Raw genomic sequence first — 17,403 nt, 5'->3', positions numbered from 1 at the left:
TTCCATTAAAATAGCAACAAAACCAACTGTTAATCTTTTCAGGTCGCGCGAATGCTGAGAGAGGCGCGCGCAATCATTCACATTAAGACATAGATTCCGCCCCCGATTGCCTTTAGGTTACAGACTAATCAATCAAATACCGATCGTTACTTTCGGTGCGTAATAGGCATAACGGCAACGTTGAGCCTGTGCACCCGCTTAAGCCAATTTCTGACCTCTGTTCATTCTGTTCCCTACCGACCAGGAGAGATTATGAAGATAATCATCAGTGGAAGCGGATATCCTGAAAAAAGAAATATCATCACTAACCCACACAACAAATATATTGATTGCCGAAAAAAGAATATCTATTTCTATTTAAATGCCGTCAAAGCAAAAATCTTACATAAAAATAAACAATTTGTTTTTCTTCCGCTCCCCGGCTTACTGCCACATGATGCGGATGTCATTCACCTTTTCAATGAAGTGGCCGACACCAAAAGGAACTGGATCGCCACCTTTGAAACCGAAATCCCACGCGTGCTGCCGGTGCCCGGTGTGGCAAAATACGACAATCCTGAATTGAAGTCGCAGCTGCGATTAATCGCGAAAGCGGAATGCCTGACGTTGATTGCCATCTCGCAAGCGACCCTCGACATCCAGTGGAAGCTGCTCGATGCGTTTCCCGCGATCAAAGCCGCCGTCAGACACAAGCTACACGTTCTGCATCCGCCGCAACCGCTATTGTGCGTTAAACCGCGCCTGATCTCGCCCGGAGAAATACGTTTCATTTTTATCGGCAATGAGTTCTATCGCAAAGGCGGCGCGGAAGTGGTACTGGCCATCTTGCAATTAACTGAAGAGGATGTGTTCACCCGCGGCCAGATTCAGGTCACGCTGATCGGTGACATCACACAGCGCCATAATATTGCCCATCGGCAATTTCAGGATGATGAGACGTTTTACACGCGCATTGAGCAGTTAATCAAAACCTCGCCCCACATTCAGCATTTCACCACCCTGCCCAACAATCAGGTATTGACCTTACTGCAGCATTCGCACGTGGGATTGTTGCCCAGCTGGCAGGATACTTACGGCTTCTCAGTGCTGGAGATGCAAGCCAGTGGCTGTCCGGTGATCACCACCAACATTCGTGCCTTGCCAGAGATCAATCCACCCGGTGCAGGGTGGCTGATTCAGCAGCCGGTCAATGACGAATATGAGTATGTGGTTGATTCTCTGGAGAGTAAATTGCAGATCCGTCGACAAATCGTGCAGCAGCTAAAGGGGCATATCATTGATATTTTGCGCAATCCGGGCGTGATCACGCAATACTCTGCGCAATCACTGAAGAGAATTGCTGAGCAACACGATCCCGGCAAATTCAGCGAGCAACTTGCCCTCTTCTATTCAGCCAGCAAGCAGATGCACTTCACAACGGCGTTTAAATGAGGATGGGTTAAACCGGTGCGGTTAACTGAAGAGCGTGGCGCTCAATCGCCGTGGCGATCTCGGCCGATACGCGCAGGGTGCGGATTTCACTGAACAGCCCATCGGCTTCGTTATAGGCTTTACGCAAATAGCCGAGCCACTGTTTGATGCGGGCGACGTGATACATGCCGGTATCGCCCTGCTTCTCTAACTGCGTGTATTTGAGCAGCAGTTCGACCACTTCAGACCACGGCATTGGTGCTTCGTTATATTTCACCACACGACCGAGATTCGGGATGTTGAGCGCACCGCGGCCCAGCATCACCGCATCGCAACCGGTGACGCGCAGACAGTCTTGCGCATCCTGCCAGCTCCAGATCTCACCGTTGGCGATCACCGGAATCGACAGACGCTGGCGAATTTCGCCAATCGCCTGCCAGTTAATGCTTTCAGCGCGATAGCCCTCTTCTTTGGTGCGACCGTGCACCACCAGTTCGCTGGCGCCGGCCTGCTGCACCGCGTCGGCAATTTCAAAGCGGCGCTCGCCCGAATCCCATCCCAGACGCACTTTCACCGTGACGGGAAGGTGATCGGGTACGGCTTCACGCATCGCTTTCGCGCCGCGATAAATCAGCTCAGGATCTTTGAGTAAGGTGGCGCCGCCGCCACTGCCGTTCACCAGCTTTGATGGACAGCCGCAGTTGAGATCGACGCCCCAGGAACCAAGCTCCACCGCACGCGCGGCGTTTTCTGCCAGCCACTCAGGATATTGCCCGAGGAGCTGCATACGCACGCGCGTACCGGAAGCCGTTCGGCTGCTGTTGTGCAGCTCGGGACACAAACGGTAGAAGGATTTTACTGGCAGCAGTTGATCGACCACGCGTAAAAACTCAGTGACGCACAGATCATAATCATTTACCCCGGAGAGCAGTTCGCGTACCAGCGAATCCAGTACGCCCTCCATCGGTGCCAGTAATACCCTCATCGCGTTAGATGTTCCCGCTCTTTTTCGCTGCCGGACGACGACGACCGCTGTTGGCGGCTGGCGCATTTTGACCGGCACTGCTGCCCTGGCGACGTGCCGGGCGCGCTTCGCCTTGTGGACGTGCGCCATTGCCACCCTGTGGACGCTGACCGTTGCCACTGTGCGGGCGAGAGACATTACCGCCTTGTCCACGACCCTGACCACCCTGACCACGGCCCTGGCCGCGACCCTGCTGCTGGCGACCATTCTGGATCGGTTCCGCTTTGATACTCGGGTCCACTTCGAAACCTTCCAGCTCAATGCGCGGGATCTCACGCTTCAGCAAACGCTCAATGTCACGCAGCAGTTTGTGTTCATCGACACACACCAGTGACAGCGCGGCGCCGGTTGCCGCAGCACGACCGGTACGACCAATACGATGCACATAATCTTCCGCCACGTTTGGCAACTCGTAGTTCACAACGTGTGGCAGTTCTTCGATATCCAGACCACGCGCAGCGATATCCGTCGCCACCAGCACACGAATGCCACCAGATTTAAAGTCAGCTAACGCACGGGTACGCGCGCCCTGGCTTTTGTTACCGTGGATCGCCGCTGCGGTGATGCCATCTTTGTTCAGCTGTTCAGCCAGATGGTTAGCGCCGTGTTTGGTACGGGTGAACACCAGCACTTGCTGCCAGTTATCGCGACCAATCATCAGCGACAGCAGTTCCCGCTTACGCTTCTTATCAACGAAGTGTACTTGCTGTGAAACCTGTTCAGAGGCGGTGTTACGACGCGCCACTTCAACCTGTTCCGGGTTGGTCAGCAGTTTTTCCGCCAGGGTTTTGATCTCATCCGAGAAGGTGGCAGAGAACAGCAGGTTCTGACGTTTCGCCGGCAGGCGCGCCAGTACACGGCGGATGTCGTGGATAAAGCCCATATCGAGCATGCGATCCGCTTCATCCAGTACCAGAATTTCGACCTGTGACAGATCAACCGCATTTTGATGCGCCAGATCCAGCAGACGGCCCGGCGTCGCCACCAGCACATCCACACCCCCGCGCAGTTTCATCATCTGCGGGTTAATGCTGACGCCACCGAAGACCACCAGTGAACGGATATTGAGATACTGACTGTACTCACGGACGTTCTCGCCCACCTGCGCCGCCAGTTCACGGGTTGGGGTGAGGATCAACGCACGTACCGGACGACGGCCGCGCGCGTTAGAAGGATTCGCAGTGAGACGCTGCAACAGTGGCAGCGTGAAACCGGCGGTTTTACCGGTACCGGTTTGGGCGCTCGCCAGCAGGTCACGGCCTGCCAGCACTACGGGAATGGCCTGACGCTGAATCGGCGTCGGTTCCTGGTAGCCTTGTTCCGCTACCGCACGCAAAATATCGGCACTTAAGCCGAGAGAGTCAAATGACATGCAGGTGTATTACTCCGAACCGCCCTGTTCGCTGTCAGCGATGTAGTTTTCAGGGGGTATATGACGCAAGCCTGGTGGGCTCACGTGTGAAAAGGGCACAAACTACCATGCGTAAGGGCGGGAGTTTAGCAGGTTTCCGCTGCCACCGCGACTGACAATAGTCACGGCACTGTAACATGATGTGGGTAATCTTCCTGACGTGGCAAGCGTGGTGCCGTTGCTCACCGCGCCCGTTATCGCGCGGCGCATAACAAAAAAGGAGCCGCATTCGGCTCCTTTCTGTTCGCTACTGAGCTTGAGCTTAGCTGCGTTTTTTCTCCACGCGATGCGCGGGTTCTTTCGCCAGCAGTGACACCAGTGCCGGCCCGACCAACATCACCACGCCCAGGCAACCGATCAACAGGTTGTTATGGATGAAGCGAGAGATCAGGAACAGCGTCAACATCGCTGCGCCGAAGTAATACGTTGTCGTGACTTCTTCCAGCGCGTCACCCATGCGACGTAAACGGGCACTACGCTGCAGAGCCAGCATGGCGATAAACACCACTGCATAAGCTGCTACCAGGGTACTGCTCACTTCAACCAGCGCCTTGTGCTTCCAGCCCCAAACCAGCGCGGCAATCACCAGCAGGTGCATGGCAATGTGCAAACAGGTTTGACCGGTAACGATCTGAACACGATTAGACCATTTCATTCTCTTCTCCTGGCAGACCCAACAGGTCGCCCAAGTGTATCTGGCTGCGGCCAGACGGATTTCCTCAATGTAAAGCAAATTTCGGATAACGCCCTAATTTTCTGCGCCCTTCACCACCCATTTGTGACAAAGACTACACTTTGTGCTGTTGATGATGAAAAGGAGCGCGTCGAAGTATGCCACAAAACACGCAAGGATTTTCATTTAAAGTCCTGACGATCAATACCCACAAGGGGTTCACCAGCTTTAACCGCCGCTTTATCCTGCCGGAATTGCGCGACGCTGTCCGCGCCACCTCGGCGGATATTGTCTTCCTGCAAGAGGTGATGGGCACCCACGCTATCCATTCGCTGCACATTGAGAACTGGCCGGAAAACTCTCATTACGAGTATCTGGCCGATACCATGTGGCATGATTTTGCCTATGGCCGTAACGCAGTTTATCCCGAGGGACATCACGGGAACGCGATATTGTCACGTTTCCCTATTGTTGAATATGAAAATCTCGATATTTCTGTGGCGGGAAGCGAAAAGCGCGGCATGTTGCACTGTCAGATTCGCCTGCCGGATCGCCCCGATCCGCTGCATGTCATCTGTGTGCATTTAGGGCTTAAAGCGCAGCATCGCCAGGCGCAGATGAAGATGTTGAGCGATCGCATCAACGCCCTGCCACATGATGCGCCGCTGGTGGTAGCCGGGGATTTCAACGACTGGCAGGTGCGTGCCAACCGCTTCCTGAAGCGCAGCGCGGGATTGCAGGAAGTGTTCAGCATGAAAAATGGCCGCCCGGCACGCACCTTCCCGGCACGTTTTCCGCTGTTGCGGCTTGATCGCATTTATATCCGCAACGCCACCGTCAGTCAGCCCTGGGCGCTGCCAGTGAAACCCTGGTCACACCTTTCCGATCATGCTCCTTTGGCCGTGGAGATTTTTCTATGAATTTCAGCTGGCGTGAAGGCAATCAATTACGGTTGCTGGAGAACGGCGATCAATTCTTTCCCTGCGTTTCAGCCGCGATTCAACGTGCCGAGCGCTCACTGTTGCTGGAGACGTTTATTCTGTTTGAAGACGACGTCGGCAATGCGCTGCATAGCGATCTGCTGGCGGCAGCGCAGCGGGGTGTGAAGGTCGAAGTGATGGTGGATGGCTATGGCTCACACGATCTCTCCGACGCGTTTGTGAACACGCTAACCGAAGCCGGCGTGCGTTTTCTCTATTACGATCCGCGCCCGCTGGTGCTGGGCATGCGCACCAATGTCTTCCGTCGCCTGCACCGTAAAATCGTGGTGGTGGATGATGCCCTCGCCTTCGTCGGCGGCATCAACTTCTCCGCGGAACACAATACCGATTACGGCCCGGAAGCGAAGCAGGATTATGCGGTCGAGGTAACGGGACCGGTGGTGCTGGATATTGCTCGCTATGTGCAGCAGGCCATCGGCAGCAAACAGACCACACGGCGCTGGTGGGGAGGACGTTCGCAGCGACTGGCGGTCAACGCCATGCCCGGCGATGCGCAAGTGCTGTTTGTCTATCGCGATAACGATGACCATCGCGACGACATTGAACAGCACTATCTCGATATGCTGCGCAAGGCAAAGCAGGATGTGATCATCGCCAATGCCTATTTCTTCCCCGGCTATCGACTGTTACGTGAAATGCGCAGTGCAGCACAAAGAGGTGTGCGCGTGCGGCTGATCGTGCAGGGCGAACCGGATATGCCCATTGTCAAAGTGGGCGCCGAATTGCTTTACAACTATCTGGTGGATGCCGGGGTTGAAGTCTACGAATATTGCCGCCGCCCGTTGCACGGCAAAATTGCGGTGCAGGATCAGCACTGGGCCACGGTAGGCTCCAGCAATCTCGATCCCCTGAGTTTATCACTCAATCTGGAAGCCAATCTCATCGTGCACGATCGCACTTTCAATCAGACGCTGCGTGACAATCTGGAAGCCTTGCTTCAGCACGATTGTGTGCGCGTGCAGGATGACAAACTGCCGCCGCGCACCTGGTGGCATCTCACCAAAAGCGTGATTGTGTTCCATTTCCTGCGTCACTTCCCGGCCATTGCCGGTTGGTTGCCCGCGCACACGCCTTCGCTGGCGCAGGTTGATCCCCCGGTTCAACCGGAAATGGAAACCCAGGATCGGGTCGAAACCGGCAACGAAGGAGCGAAACCCTGATGAGCAAAAAACATTCGCGCTGGCAATGGGCAAAGAAAATCCTTACCTGGCTGTTCTTTATTGCGGTAATCGTGCTGCTGGTGATCTATGCGCGCAAAGTGAACTGGCAGGACGTTTATCAGGTGATCGTCGGCTATAACCGCTATGTGGTACTGGGCGCGGCGGCGCTGGTGGTGGTCAGCTATCTCACCTATGGCGTGTATGACTTGATCGGCCGCGCCTACTGCGGTCACAAACTGGCCAAGCGTCAGGTGATGCTGGTGTCGTTTATTTGTTACGCCTTCAACCTGACGCTCAGTACCTGGGTGGGCGGCGTGGCAATGCGTTATCGTCTCTATTCCCGTCTCGGCCTGCCCGGCGGCACTATAACGCGCATCTTTTCCATGAGTATCGCCACCAACTGGCTTGGCTATCTTTTGCTGGCGGGCGTGGTGTTTGTCGCGGGCATGGTGCCGATTCCGCCGCGCTGGTTTATCGGCGAAAGCACTCTGCGCATTATAGGTGCCGTGTTATTAGCGCTGGTCGCGATTTATTTATGGGCCTGCGCCTTTGCGAAAAAACGCCGCTGGACAGTCAAGGGGCAGCATTTACAGTTGCCGTCGCTACGTATGGCGCTGATTCAGTTTGCCGTCTCCAGTGCAAACTGGCTGGTGATGGGCACCATTATCTGGCTGCTGCTGGCGCGACAGGTGGATTACCCGCAAGTGCTGGGGGTGTTACTGATCAGCAGTATCGCTGGGGTGATCATTCATATTCCTGCGGGCATCGGGGTGCTGGAAGCGGTGTTTCTGGCGCTACTGGCTGGCGAGCATGTTTCGCACGGAACCATTATTGCCGCCCTGCTGGCTTATCGCGTGCTCTACTTTATTTTGCCGCTGCTGCTGGCGCTGATGTTGTATCTGGTGCTGGAGAGCCGTGCAAAACATCTGCGGCAGAAGAATGAGCGCAAGATGGCGAAATCGGACGCGGGATAACCGAAGAGAAGGTACTCACACGCAGAGGGCACCATCAATGGCGCCCTCTAAAAAATGCGGTGCAGATGGATACGGTCGACATTGATGCGCGCGGGCCAAAATCAATTTCGCCCCCTACACGCATCCTGTTCGGAGGTTGTAGGAGGCGCATTCACACAAGCCAGAAGCGGTGAGCGGAGGTTAACGGCGGTTGCCGAAAATACGCAGCAGCATCAGGAACAGGTTGATGAAGTCGAGATACAGCGTCAATGCACCCATGATTGAGTAACGACGCAGGTTCTCTTTGTCATTGACGTCAATGGTCTCGCCAATCGATTTCAGCTTCTGGGTGTCATAAGCGGTCAGACCGACAAACACCACTACGCCGATATAGGTGATCGCCCACATCAGCGCCGGGCTTTTCAGCCAGAAGTTCACCAGAGACGCCAGCACGATACCAATCAGCGCCATAAACAGCAGGCTGCCAAAGCGGCTAAGATCACGCTTGGTGGTGTAACCGTAGAAGCTCATGGCACCGAACATCCCTGCCGTCACGAAGAAGGTGCTGGCAATCGAGGAGTAGGTGTAGACGAGGAAAATGCTGGCCAGCGTCAGGCCCGTCAGCGCCGAATAGAGCATAAACAACCCGGTGGCTAAGGTACTGCTCAGGCGATGCACCATGCCCGACAGCACAAAGACCACCGCCAGCTGCACAATGATCAGCCCGAAGAAGGTGATGCGATTGGCAAACACCAGCTCCATCACCGCCGGCGTGCGCGCTGCAAACCAGGAGACAAAGGCGGTTAGCAGCAAGCCGCAAGTCATCCAGCCATAAACCTGCGCCATATACGCCTGCAGCCCGGTGGACGCCTGCTGCACGATAGAATTATTACGTGGATATCGGTCCATGATGCACCTCTTTAAGTTAGACAAACGCTCTAAGTGTGGAGTCTACACCGCATTGCGTCAACGGCGCGTCAAGCACTGCTGATATCGGCCATTTACGCGCTGGGCAAACCAGGCGGTAGTCAGGTTGCGGGTAATCTTGGGGCTTTCCAGTTTAATGCCCGGCAGCATTTCACGCGGCAGACGTTTACCGGCCATTTTATCAGCCAGAATAAACGTCTGCTTCCAGAGCGTGCTGTTGCTGAAGCTTTCCGTATCGCCCTTCTCCAGGTCGCGACGGATTTCCCGATTGCTCATGTCCAGTTGCTTGCTCAGCGTGCGTACCGCTAATTCGGTGGAACCCGCTTGCTCGCTACCGTACATAATCAGATCACCATCCAGCGCCAGTTTGATGCCGCTGGCGCGCGCCACGGCTGCCTGGAAAGCGGCGTTGCGGCTGGCGTACCAACCGGCATTGAAATCGGCAAAACGGTACAGCATCTGGCTGTAATCCGCCGGATAGCCGAGCAGATGCAGCGTGCCAAAGTAGATGCCGCCTCGGCGGGTAAACACCTCACGACGAATCGAGCCATCAATCGCGTACGGATAGCCTTTGGCATGTGCTTCAGCAAATTCAATGCTGACCTGCATCGGGCCGCCGGTGTGAATCGGATTGAGATTGCCAAACAGCTTCTGCCCCATCGGCACCATGTCGATAAAATCATCGAAAATTGCGCTCAGCTCTTTCTCACTGCGCACCTTATCCAGTCGCGCGGCGTAGCTTTCCCCGGTGGGCGATTTAATCAGTAAGGCGGTGCGCACTAAGAACGCGGGGACATGAACTTTGGCGGCGCGGCGGTCAATTTCACCCCAGGCGATTTTGGGTAAACCTGGCACCGCCGCATCAGCACTGAAATTGGACTCCTGATCGGTGACGGCGATCACCGCGCAGACGTTACTGGCGCTGGGATCGATCTGCTGGACGCGAAATGCCGTGTAGATGTCGTCCGCCCAGGCGCTTTTTTGGCTGACATCGTTCGGCAGTAACTTCTGAATTTGGGATTTGACGTCGGCAGGTTGACGCGCAGGTGCCTGCGGTTCTTTTTTGGTACTACATCCGGCCAGTACCAGCGCGGTGAGCAGCGCCGCGCCTTTGAGCAATTTAGTGGTATTCATCTTGTTCCCTGACAGGCCAGCAAAACCCGTACCTTAACGTTTTCAACTCGCTACGGCTATCAGAGCTGGTCGGTTTTACGCGCTACTTCCAGCGATCGGCGGCCTGATGGTCACTGTCGCGCGCATCGACCCAACGATCGCCCTGTTCAGTGGCTTCACGCTTCCAGAACGGCGCGCGGGTTTTCAGGTAGTCCATGATGAATTCGGTGGCGGCAAACGCGCTACTGCGATGGGCGCTGCTCGCTCCCACAAACACAATTTCATCGCCGGGAAACAGTTCGCCCACGCGATGAATCACCGTCACCTGCTGCAACGCCCAGCGCTGACGCGCCTCTTCGACAATTTCTGCCAGCGCTTTTTCCGTCATACCCGGATAGTGTTCCAGGGTTAAAGCGGCCACGCTGTCACCGAGATTGTGATTGCGCACTTTGCCGGTAAAGGTGACCACCGCGCCATCACTGTCATGCGCGGCGAGTTGGCGATACTCCTCGCCGACATCAAAAGGCTCTACGCCAACGCGAATACGTGTGGCCATGCTCATCCTCCGGTGACCGGCGGGAAGAATGCCACTTCATCACCCGCACGCAGTGGATGAGTCATCGGCACCAGCGTCTGATTGACCGCTGCCAGCAACTTGCCGGATTCGAGCGCCAGCGCCCAGCGATCGTTCTTGCTGGCCAGCGCGGCTCGCAGCGTGGCGACATCCTGATACTCCGGTGCCAGCTCCAGCGTGCTGGTGCCGGTCAATTCACGGACCTGGGCGAAAAACAGCACCTTAATCATGTGCCACCGCCTGAAAATCGCCGGATTTGCCGCCGCTTTTACTGAGCAAACGCAACTGATCGATCACGATATCTTTCTGCACCGCTTTGCACATGTCGTAAATGGTCAGCGCGGCCACCGATGCGGCGGTCAGCGCTTCCATTTCCACGCCGGTTTTTCCGGTCAGACGGCAACGCGAGGTTACGCGCACGCGGTTGTGCTCAGGCTCGGCCACCAGCGTCACTTCCACCTTGCTCAACATCAGCGGATGGCACAGCGGGATCAACTCCCAGGTGCGTTTCGCGGCCTGGATCCCGGCGATGCGTGCCGTGGCGAACACATCGCCTTTATGATGGCTGCCGTCGATGATCATCTGCAGCGTTTCCGCGCTCATCAGCACCAGCGCTTCGGCCTGGGCTTCACGCACTGTTTCGTTTTTACCGGAGACATCCACCATGTGGGCTTCGCCAGCGGCATTGATATGAGTTAATGATGACATGCTTACAACTTCTTCAAATGAGAGACAAAATTACAAGGGCGCGTGCGTGCATCCAGCTGTTCTTCAATGATGCGTTCCCAGCCGCTGCGGCAGGCGTTGGTCGATCCCGGCACGGCAAAAATCAGCGTCTGATTCGCCAGCCCGGCCACCGCGCGTGATTGCAGCGTGGAACTGCCAATCTCTTCGTATGAGATCATGCGGAACAGTTCGCCAAAACCGTCAATTTCCCGATCAAACAGCGGCAGCAGCGCTTCCGGCGTACTGTTTTTGCTGTTAAAGCCGGTGCCGCCGTTGACGATCACCACCTGCACATCATCGCTGGCAATCCAGCGCGACACCGTGGCGCGAATGCGGTAACGGTTATCAGGCACGATCGCGCGATCCACCACCTGATGCCCGGCTTCTGTCAGTGCCTCACGCAAGTAGTCGCCCGAGCTATCATTGCTGGTATCACGGCTGTCCGAGACGGTCATCACCGCCACATTCAAGGCGACAAACTCGCCGGTAGGTTTACCCATGGCTGTAACTCCTGTGTTTAGCCGCCAATGAAGGAGAGGTTTTGTGTGATGCCGGTGTTGCCCTGATGCAGGAAGTGCGTCTGCTTTTTCTGTCCGAGACTGTGGGCAATACGCGCCTGTAACTCACTCTGCTGGGCATCGGATGCCAGTAAATCGCGCAGCGGAACACCGCCGTCGCCAAACAGGCACAGATGAAGATTACCCATGGCTGACACGCGCAGACGGTTGCAACTGGCGCAGAAATCTTTTTCATAAGGCATGATCAAACCGACTTCACCCTGATAGTCAGGATGGCGGAACACCTGCGCAGGTCCGTCACTGCGACCGCGCGACTGGCGTTGCCAACCCTGCATGATCAGCTGATCGCGAATCACTTCACCCGAGATGTGATGACGCCGGAACAGATCACCGCCCTCGCCGGTTTCCATCAGTTCGATAAAGCGCAGCTGAATCGGACGGGTGCGGATCCAGTCGAGGAAGGTCGCCAGGCTGTGGCTGTTGAGATCGCGCATCAGCACGCTGTTGACTTTGACCTTCTCGAACCCGGCGTCAAACGCGGCATCAATTCCGGCCATCACTTCCGCGAATTTGTCCTGGCCGGTGATGGCGTGAAACTGGCGCGCATCAAGGCTATCGACACTGACGTTAATGTGGGTGAGCCCGGCATCACGCCACGCGCGCACGTCTCGCGCCATTCGGTAGCCGTTGGTGGTCATGGCGATCTGGCGAATGGCATCGTTTTCGCGCACCGCAGCGATGATATCGGTGAAGTCGCGACGCATGGAGGGTTCGCCGCCGGTGAGACGCACTTTTTCCGTGCCCGCGGCCGCAAAGGCACGCGTCACGCGGCGAATCTCGTCCAGCGAGAGGAAACTTTTGTTGTGATTACCGTTCGGTTTATAACCATCGGGTAAACAGTAGGTACAACGGAAGTTACACACATCCGTGACCGACAGGCGCAGATAGTAGAAGCTGCGCGCATAGGCATCTGTAAATTGTGGCACCTGAACACCTTTCCAAATACGGGAGATGCAGTCATTTCTTTCTGCACCCTGGCAGCGATGCTGCGGCCAGGCATCCATATCGTTATGACTTAGGCATGCCAGGCTTGGGAGTCTGTTGTCATTGTGGACAACACGGTTAATTCGAATGGTAGCGCGATTTCTCCCTCGCATCCATCAGTGAATTTCGCTATATATATTGATACATAACGTTTTTTCACCGCATTTTCGCCGCAGGATACGGTAAAATGCGCGACAGATATTGATACACATCACTTCAACTGCACGACAACCTGCAGTTGTCAGTTAAAAGGAACAGCATGAATCGTACCCTGGCAGATTTGGATCGCGTGGTAGCACTGGGCGGCGGGCACGGCCTGGGTCGTGTGATGTCGGCGCTGGCACCGCTGGGCTCACGCCTGACCGGCATCGTGACCACCACCGATAACGGCGGATCCACCGGACGCATTCGTCGTTCGGAAGGCGGTATTGCCTGGGGAGATATGCGTAATTGCCTGAACCAGTTGATCATGGAACCGAGTGTGGCGTCGGCAATGTTTGAATACCGCTTTGCCGGTAACGGTGAACTGGCCGGCCATAACCTCGGTAACCTGATGCTGAAGGCGCTTGATCACCTTAGCGTGCGGCCGCTGGAAGCCATCAACATCATCCGCAATCTGCTCAAAGTCGATGCCTTCTTGATTCCGATGTCGGAGCAACCGGTAGACCTGGTGGCGCAGGATTGCGAAGGCAATATGGTGTATGGCGAAACGGCAATTGATGAGATGAAGCTACCGCCGCAAGAGTTGATGCTGCATCCCAATGTTACTCCCACTAAAGAAGCACTGGATGCGATTGCGGAAGCGGATTTGATCCTGATTGGCCCAGGCAGTTTTTACACCAGCCTAATGCCCATTCTGCTGATGGAGGAGATGGCACGCGCGCTGCGCCGCACCCCAGCCACCATGGTGTTTATTGGCAATCTTGGACGCGAGTTAAGCCCGGCCGCCAGCCTGACGGTGGCGGATAAACTGGCGATGATGGAAAAAGCCATTGGCAGGCGAGTGATTGATGCCGTGGTGGTTAGCCCGTCAGCGGACGTCAGCGGTGTGGAAGACCGCCTGATTGTACGCGAACCGCTGGAGGCCGCCGATATCAAGTATCGCCATGACCGCCAGCTGCTGCGAATTGCATTAGAACATGCGATTCAGGCGGTGTGACCCTGCGAAAGCCGTGCGCGTGATGACGACCCAAACCCTCACGCTTCTATTAAGAGGCGGCGATAAACAACTCGCGCAGCTGGTGCAACTGGTCGCGCACGCTGGCGGCCTCTTCGAACTCCAGATTCTGCGCGTGCTGCTGCATCTGCACTTCCAGCTCGTGAATTTTCTTCTGCATGGCTTGTGGCGTCAGCGCCAGATAGTTGGCCTCTTCTTCTGCCGCCACACGTGAGGCAGTTTTGCCCTTGCCGCGCGTTTTCACCACATTTTTGCCCAGCTCAAGAATATCGGTGATTTTCTTGTTGAGGCCCTGCGGCACAATGCCATTCTCTTCGTTGTAACGCTGCTGCTTCTCTCGACGACGTTCGGTTTCGCCCATCGCGCGTTCCATCGAAGGGGTGATCTTATCAGCGTACAGAATCGCCTTACCGTTGATGTTACGCGCCGCACGGCCAATAGTCTGGATCAGTGAACGTTCGGAACGCAGGAAGCCCTCTTTATCCGCATCGAGGATCGCCACCAGCGACACTTCCGGCATGTCGAGACCTTCGCGCAGTAAGTTGATGCCCACCAGCACATCGAACTCACCGAGACGCAAATCACGAATGATCTCCATACGTTCAACCGTATCGATATCGGAGTGCAGATAGCGCACCTTCTCGCCGTGCTCCACCAGATATTCGGTAAGATCTTCCGCCATGCGTTTGGTCAGCGTGGTGACCAGCACACGTTCATTGATCGCCACGCGTTTGCGAATTTCTGACAGTAAGTCATCCACCTGAGTGGCGACCGGTCGCACTTCCAGAATCGGATCCAGTAGCCCGGTGGGACGTACCACCTGATCAATCACTTCGTCACCGGATTTTTCCAGCTCATATTTACCCGGCGTGGCCGAGACATAAATGGTTTGCGGTGCCAGCGCTTCAAACTCTTCAAAGCGCATCGGACGGTTATCCAGCGCCGAAGGCAAGCGGAACCCATATTCTACCAGCGTCTCTTTACGTGCGCGGTCGCCACGATACATGCCGCCAATCTGGGGAATGGTAACGTGCGATTCGTCCACCACCAGCAAACCATCGGCGGGCAGATAGTCAAATAAGGTCGGCGGTGGCTCGCCCGGACCGCGACCCGAGAGATAGCGCGAGTAGTTTTCAATGCCGGAGCAGTAGCCGAGTTCGTTCATCATTTCGAGATCGAACTGGGTACGCTGGCTGATGCGCTGCTCTTCCAGCAGTTTGTTGTTCTCCAGCAGCACCTTACGGCGATCCACCAGCTCAACTTTGATCTCTTCCATCGCCTGCAGAATACGCTCGCGCGGCGTCACGTAGTGCGTTTTCGGATAGATAGTGAAACGCGGAATCACGGACTCAATCTGGCCGGTCAGCGGATCGAACAGCGACAAGCGCTCAACTTCTTCGTCAAACAGCTCGACACGCAAGCCGATGTCGTCGGATTCAGCCGGGAAGATGTCGATCACTTCGCCACGCACGCGGAAGGTGCCACGCTGGAACACCTGGTCGTTGCGGGTATATTGCAGCTCCGCCAGACGACGCAGAATGCTGCGCTGGTCGATAATCATGCCGCGCGTTAAGTGCAACATCATTTTCAGATAGAGATCGGGATCGCCCAGGCCGTAAATCGCCGAGACCGAGGCCACCACAATCACATCGCGGCGCTCCAGCATCGCTTTGGTGGCCGAGAGACGCATCTGCTCAATGTGTTCGTTCACCGCCGCATCCTTCTCAATAAAGGTGTCGGAACTCGGCACATAGGCTTCAGGCTGGTAGTAATCGTAGTACGAGACGAAAAACTCCACGGCGTTATCCGGGAAGAACTCTTTCATCTCACCGTACAACTGCGCCGCCAGCGTTTTGTTCGGTGCCATCACCATCGTCGGGCGATTGAGATCGGCAATCACGTTGGCGATGGTAAAGGTTTTACCCGATCCAGTTACCCCCAACAGGGTTTGATGTGCGAGACCATCCTCCAGCCCCTCTTCAAGACGACGAATGGCCTCAGGCTGATCGCCTGAAGGTTTGAATTCAGAGTTGAGTTTGAAGGCTTTACTCATGGTTTTGCGGTTCCTGCAGAAGATGTCAGCGAGCAGGCTGATAATTCTACTCTGCTATGACGATTTTGCCAGAAAAAAATACTGGATATATTTACAGATATCTTGCACGATAACGGGGAAAGCACCTGTTTCGCTTCAGTTCAATTTAAGCGGCAAAAGGCAAAAGCTTGTTGCGCAAGGTTATCCCCAGAGCCGTGACGCTTTTAACATTTGTCAAGAGAGCGTCATTAAATTGCAGTCCGATGACAAGGCAGAAAAATCTCAGGCTTGCTTTTAATTAACCTGCTGATTTTATTGACAATGACTTCAAAGTCCAGTTTCGCAGCATAATGTATGCAGGCCGCGTATTTCCTCGCTTCCACACGGTTTTCAGTCGCTAATGCACAAGGTTATCCACAGGAATAGTGGATAACTGAATCCAGCCCCGAGCCCATCAGCTGTGTATAATTTTCTCCGCTCTTATCCTGGCGTGCGAAATATTTTTTTTTGCGTTTTTTTTCCGCCTGCCTTAAACCGCTTTAACTATCCTTTTCGCAAGTCAAGCACCATTGTTGTCGTAAAAACCGTACCTTGAGACCACTTATTTCTTCAGTGATTGCCTTATCAGTGAACAGATGCACCAGAAACGTTAAGCATTCAGCACCGTCAAAGTGCAGCCAGGTTATTACCCAGTGGAATTATTAAGCATTACTCACCTTTTAAGCCCGCTTTCACCTGATTCTGACGCAGAATGCCTCGTCCCACTAACCTGGCCTGGTAATTGCAGTAGTTTAACCATGGAGTGACGAGTCCATACGGCTTGCCTTGCGAGCTAACAACAGCAGTGTCCACCCTAATCGTGCACAACTGTATGCCAGACGACACAGAGCGGGAGCATTCAGGCAAATAATCTGGAAGGAGTATGTCAGATGCTGAGTTTACGTTCGGTGAATCAGTTTTACGGTCACAACCATATCCTGTGGGATGTGGATCTTGATCTGCCGCCCGGCACCTGTACGGGTGTGCTGGGCAGTCCTGGCATGGGCAAAACCACGCTGGTGAACTGCATTATGGGTCGCTTGCCCATTAACAGTGGCTCGATGATCTGGCAGGAAGATGGCTCGCCACCCGAGAATTTGTTGCTGCAGCCCGCTGAACAGCGTGCGCGCATGGGGATCGGTTATGTGCCGCAAGGTCGCCATATCTTTTCGCAGATGAGCGTGGAAGATAATTTAATGATCGCGCTGATGGCCGCCCAGGACGATCGCAGCCGCGCCATTCCTGAAATGGTATTTGATCTGTTCCCGGCACTCTATTCCTTGCGTCATCAGCGCAGTGGCGAATTGCCGATGGATCAACAGCAGCAGTTGGCACTGGCGCGTGCATTAGTGCTGCAACCTAAGCTACTAATTCTGGACGAGCCGACCGAAGGGATGTCTCCGTGGCTGGAAGAGGAGATGGGCAACCTGATCCGCCGTCTTAATCGCGATTACGGCCTGACCATTTTGCTGCTGGAGCAGCATGTCTCCTTCATCCGCCGCGTGGCAGACTATTTCCTGCTGCTTCACCGTGGTCGCAATGTGGCGCAGGGTAAGGTCGCTTTGCTGGATGATGTGACGGTGAATAAGTGGCTGACAGCGACCTGATGACCTGGTCGCCA

The 17,403-nt window shown here is 55.2% G+C and carries 17 protein-coding genes and 1 riboswitch; of the genes, 6 read left to right on the top strand and 11 right to left on the bottom strand.

Annotation, left to right across the window (positions count from 1 at the left end; translation table 11 throughout):
* Nucleotides 1–252 precede the first annotated feature (252 nt).
* Nucleotides 253–1,431 carry a glycosyltransferase family 4 protein gene (locus tag VH86_RS16520; protein ID WP_045833552.1) on the top strand — a complete coding sequence of 393 codons (1,179 nt, stop codon included), beginning with the start codon at nucleotides 253–255 and terminating at the stop codon, nucleotides 1,429–1,431.
* A 7-nt stretch (nucleotides 1,432–1,438) separates the two neighbouring features.
* Here VH86_RS16520 and dusC read toward each other — a convergent pair whose 3' ends face one another.
* The 3 genes from dusC to VH86_RS16505 all read right to left on the bottom strand — a co-directional run bounded on the left by dusC (nucleotide 1,439) and on the right by VH86_RS16505 (nucleotide 4,500).
* Nucleotides 1,439–2,395, bottom strand: a complete 957-nt coding sequence (gene dusC / locus VH86_RS16515; protein WP_045833551.1) for a tRNA dihydrouridine(16) synthase DusC — start codon at nucleotides 2,393–2,395, stop codon at nucleotides 1,439–1,441.
* A 4-nt stretch (nucleotides 2,396–2,399) separates the two neighbouring features.
* Entirely contained in the window at nucleotides 2,400–3,806 is a 1,407-nt protein-coding gene (rhlE, locus tag VH86_RS16510) for an ATP-dependent RNA helicase RhlE (RefSeq protein ID WP_045816461.1), read from the bottom strand.
* A gap of 301 nt (nucleotides 3,807–4,107) precedes the next feature.
* Nucleotides 4,108–4,500 carry a YbhQ family protein gene (locus VH86_RS16505; protein ID WP_034821088.1) on the bottom strand — a complete coding sequence of 131 codons (393 nt, stop codon included), beginning with the start codon at nucleotides 4,498–4,500 and terminating at the stop codon, nucleotides 4,108–4,110.
* Nucleotides 4,501–4,676: 176 nt separating this feature from the next.
* Here VH86_RS16505 and VH86_RS16500 point away from each other — a divergent pair, with 176 nt between their 5' ends.
* The 3 genes from VH86_RS16500 to VH86_RS16490 are packed head-to-tail and all read left to right on the top strand — an operon-like array spanning nucleotide 4,677 to nucleotide 7,653.
* Nucleotides 4,677–5,438, top strand: a complete 762-nt coding sequence (locus VH86_RS16500) for an endonuclease/exonuclease/phosphatase family protein (protein ID WP_045833550.1) — start codon at nucleotides 4,677–4,679, stop codon at nucleotides 5,436–5,438.
* On the top strand, nucleotides 5,435–6,679 hold the full coding sequence (gene clsB, locus VH86_RS16495; RefSeq protein WP_045833549.1) for a cardiolipin synthase ClsB: 1,245 nt from the start codon (nucleotides 5,435–5,437) through the stop codon (nucleotides 6,677–6,679). The genes VH86_RS16500 and clsB overlap by 4 nt, the downstream gene beginning before the upstream one ends.
* Nucleotides 6,679–7,653, top strand: coding sequence for a lysylphosphatidylglycerol synthase domain-containing protein (locus VH86_RS16490; RefSeq protein WP_045816464.1), 975 nt, complete (start codon nucleotides 6,679–6,681; stop codon nucleotides 7,651–7,653). Before clsB ends, VH86_RS16490 begins: the two co-directional genes overlap by 1 nt.
* A 180-nt stretch (nucleotides 7,654–7,833) precedes the next feature.
* On the opposite strand, the gene VH86_RS16485 is transcribed toward VH86_RS16490, so the two are convergent.
* From VH86_RS16485 to moaA, 7 genes are all read right to left on the bottom strand, one after another.
* On the bottom strand, nucleotides 7,834–8,541 hold the full coding sequence (locus VH86_RS16485) for a Bax inhibitor-1/YccA family protein (RefSeq protein WP_038648093.1): 708 nt from the start codon (nucleotides 8,539–8,541) through the stop codon (nucleotides 7,834–7,836).
* A gap of 57 nt (nucleotides 8,542–8,598) precedes the next feature.
* On the bottom strand, nucleotides 8,599–9,693 hold the full coding sequence (locus VH86_RS16480; RefSeq protein WP_045833548.1) for a DUF1615 domain-containing protein: 1,095 nt from the start codon (nucleotides 9,691–9,693) through the stop codon (nucleotides 8,599–8,601).
* 82 nt (nucleotides 9,694–9,775) lie between these two features.
* Nucleotides 9,776–10,228 (bottom strand): molybdopterin synthase catalytic subunit MoaE, encoded by a 453-nt coding sequence (moaE, locus tag VH86_RS16475; RefSeq protein WP_045833547.1) that lies wholly within the window; start codon nucleotides 10,226–10,228, stop codon nucleotides 9,776–9,778.
* Nucleotides 10,229–10,230: 2 nt separating this feature from the next.
* Nucleotides 10,231–10,476, bottom strand: coding sequence for a molybdopterin synthase sulfur carrier subunit (gene moaD / locus VH86_RS16470; RefSeq protein ID WP_038648100.1), 246 nt, complete (start codon nucleotides 10,474–10,476; stop codon nucleotides 10,231–10,233).
* Entirely contained in the window at nucleotides 10,469–10,954 is a 486-nt protein-coding gene (moaC, locus tag VH86_RS16465) for a cyclic pyranopterin monophosphate synthase MoaC (RefSeq protein ID WP_038648103.1), read from the bottom strand. Before moaC ends, moaD begins: the two co-directional genes overlap by 8 nt.
* Before the next feature lie 2 nt (nucleotides 10,955–10,956).
* The gene (gene moaB, locus VH86_RS16460; RefSeq protein ID WP_038648106.1) at nucleotides 10,957–11,472 is read right to left on the bottom strand and encodes a molybdenum cofactor biosynthesis protein B; all 516 of its coding nucleotides are present in this window, start codon (nucleotides 11,470–11,472) and stop codon (nucleotides 10,957–10,959) included.
* Between the two features lie 17 nt (nucleotides 11,473–11,489).
* Nucleotides 11,490–12,476, bottom strand: coding sequence for a GTP 3',8-cyclase MoaA (gene moaA, locus VH86_RS16455; RefSeq protein ID WP_038650214.1), 987 nt, complete (start codon nucleotides 12,474–12,476; stop codon nucleotides 11,490–11,492).
* Nucleotides 12,465–12,599, bottom strand: a riboswitch (molybdenum cofactor riboswitch). It overlaps the preceding gene by 12 nt.
* Before the next feature lie 194 nt (nucleotides 12,600–12,793).
* Between moaA and yvcK the strand changes: the two genes are divergently transcribed.
* Complete coding sequence (yvcK, locus tag VH86_RS16450) at nucleotides 12,794–13,693, top strand: uridine diphosphate-N-acetylglucosamine-binding protein YvcK (protein ID WP_034821119.1); 900 nt, start codon at nucleotides 12,794–12,796, stop codon at nucleotides 13,691–13,693.
* Nucleotides 13,694–13,742: 49 nt separating this feature from the next.
* Here the strand turns inward: yvcK and uvrB are convergent, their stop codons facing one another.
* Nucleotides 13,743–15,764 (bottom strand): excinuclease ABC subunit UvrB, encoded by a 2,022-nt coding sequence (gene uvrB, locus VH86_RS16445; protein WP_038648108.1) that lies wholly within the window; start codon nucleotides 15,762–15,764, stop codon nucleotides 13,743–13,745.
* Nucleotides 15,765–16,672: 908 nt separating this feature from the next.
* Here uvrB and VH86_RS16435 point away from each other — a divergent pair.
* Nucleotides 16,673–17,389: an ABC transporter ATP-binding protein gene (locus tag VH86_RS16435; protein WP_034821129.1), complete on the top strand. Its 717-nt coding sequence runs from the start codon at nucleotides 16,673–16,675 to the stop codon at nucleotides 17,387–17,389.
* Nucleotides 17,390–17,403: the final 14 nt, after the last annotated feature.

It is taken from the genome of Pantoea sp. BL1, assembly GCF_000963985.1.
Lineage (GTDB): Bacteria > Pseudomonadota > Gammaproteobacteria > Enterobacterales > Enterobacteriaceae > Pantoea > Pantoea rwandensis_B.
Note: the sequence above shows the minus strand (reverse complement) of the source record. Positions and strands in the feature narration are given on the sequence as shown.

Coding starts and splice junctions, on each gene's coding strand:
- VH86_RS16520 (WP_045833552.1), top strand. CDS start 253: ATGAAGATAATCATCAGTGGAAGCGGATATCCTGAAAAAAGAAATATC.
- dusC (WP_045833551.1), bottom strand. CDS start 2,395: ATGAGGGTATTACTGGCACCGATGGAGGGCGTACTGGATTCGCTGGTA.
- rhlE (WP_045816461.1), bottom strand. CDS start 3,806: ATGTCATTTGACTCTCTCGGCTTAAGTGCCGATATTTTGCGTGCGGTA.
- VH86_RS16505 (WP_034821088.1), bottom strand. CDS start 4,500: ATGAAATGGTCTAATCGTGTTCAGATCGTTACCGGTCAAACCTGTTTG.
- VH86_RS16500 (WP_045833550.1), top strand. CDS start 4,677: ATGCCACAAAACACGCAAGGATTTTCATTTAAAGTCCTGACGATCAAT.
- clsB (WP_045833549.1), top strand. CDS start 5,435: ATGAATTTCAGCTGGCGTGAAGGCAATCAATTACGGTTGCTGGAGAAC.
- VH86_RS16490 (WP_045816464.1), top strand. CDS start 6,679: ATGAGCAAAAAACATTCGCGCTGGCAATGGGCAAAGAAAATCCTTACC.
- VH86_RS16485 (WP_038648093.1), bottom strand. CDS start 8,541: ATGGACCGATATCCACGTAATAATTCTATCGTGCAGCAGGCGTCCACC.
- VH86_RS16480 (WP_045833548.1), bottom strand. CDS start 9,693: ATGAATACCACTAAATTGCTCAAAGGCGCGGCGCTGCTCACCGCGCTG.
- moaE (WP_045833547.1), bottom strand. CDS start 10,228: ATGGCCACACGTATTCGCGTTGGCGTAGAGCCTTTTGATGTCGGCGAG.
- moaD (WP_038648100.1), bottom strand. CDS start 10,476: ATGATTAAGGTGCTGTTTTTCGCCCAGGTCCGTGAATTGACCGGCACC.
- moaC (WP_038648103.1), bottom strand. CDS start 10,954: ATGTCATCATTAACTCATATCAATGCCGCTGGCGAAGCCCACATGGTG.
- moaB (WP_038648106.1), bottom strand. CDS start 11,472: ATGGGTAAACCTACCGGCGAGTTTGTCGCCTTGAATGTGGCGGTGATG.
- yvcK (WP_034821119.1), top strand. CDS start 12,794: ATGAATCGTACCCTGGCAGATTTGGATCGCGTGGTAGCACTGGGCGGC.
- uvrB (WP_038648108.1), bottom strand. CDS start 15,764: ATGAGTAAAGCCTTCAAACTCAACTCTGAATTCAAACCTTCAGGCGAT.
- VH86_RS16435 (WP_034821129.1), top strand. CDS start 16,673: ATGCTGAGTTTACGTTCGGTGAATCAGTTTTACGGTCACAACCATATC.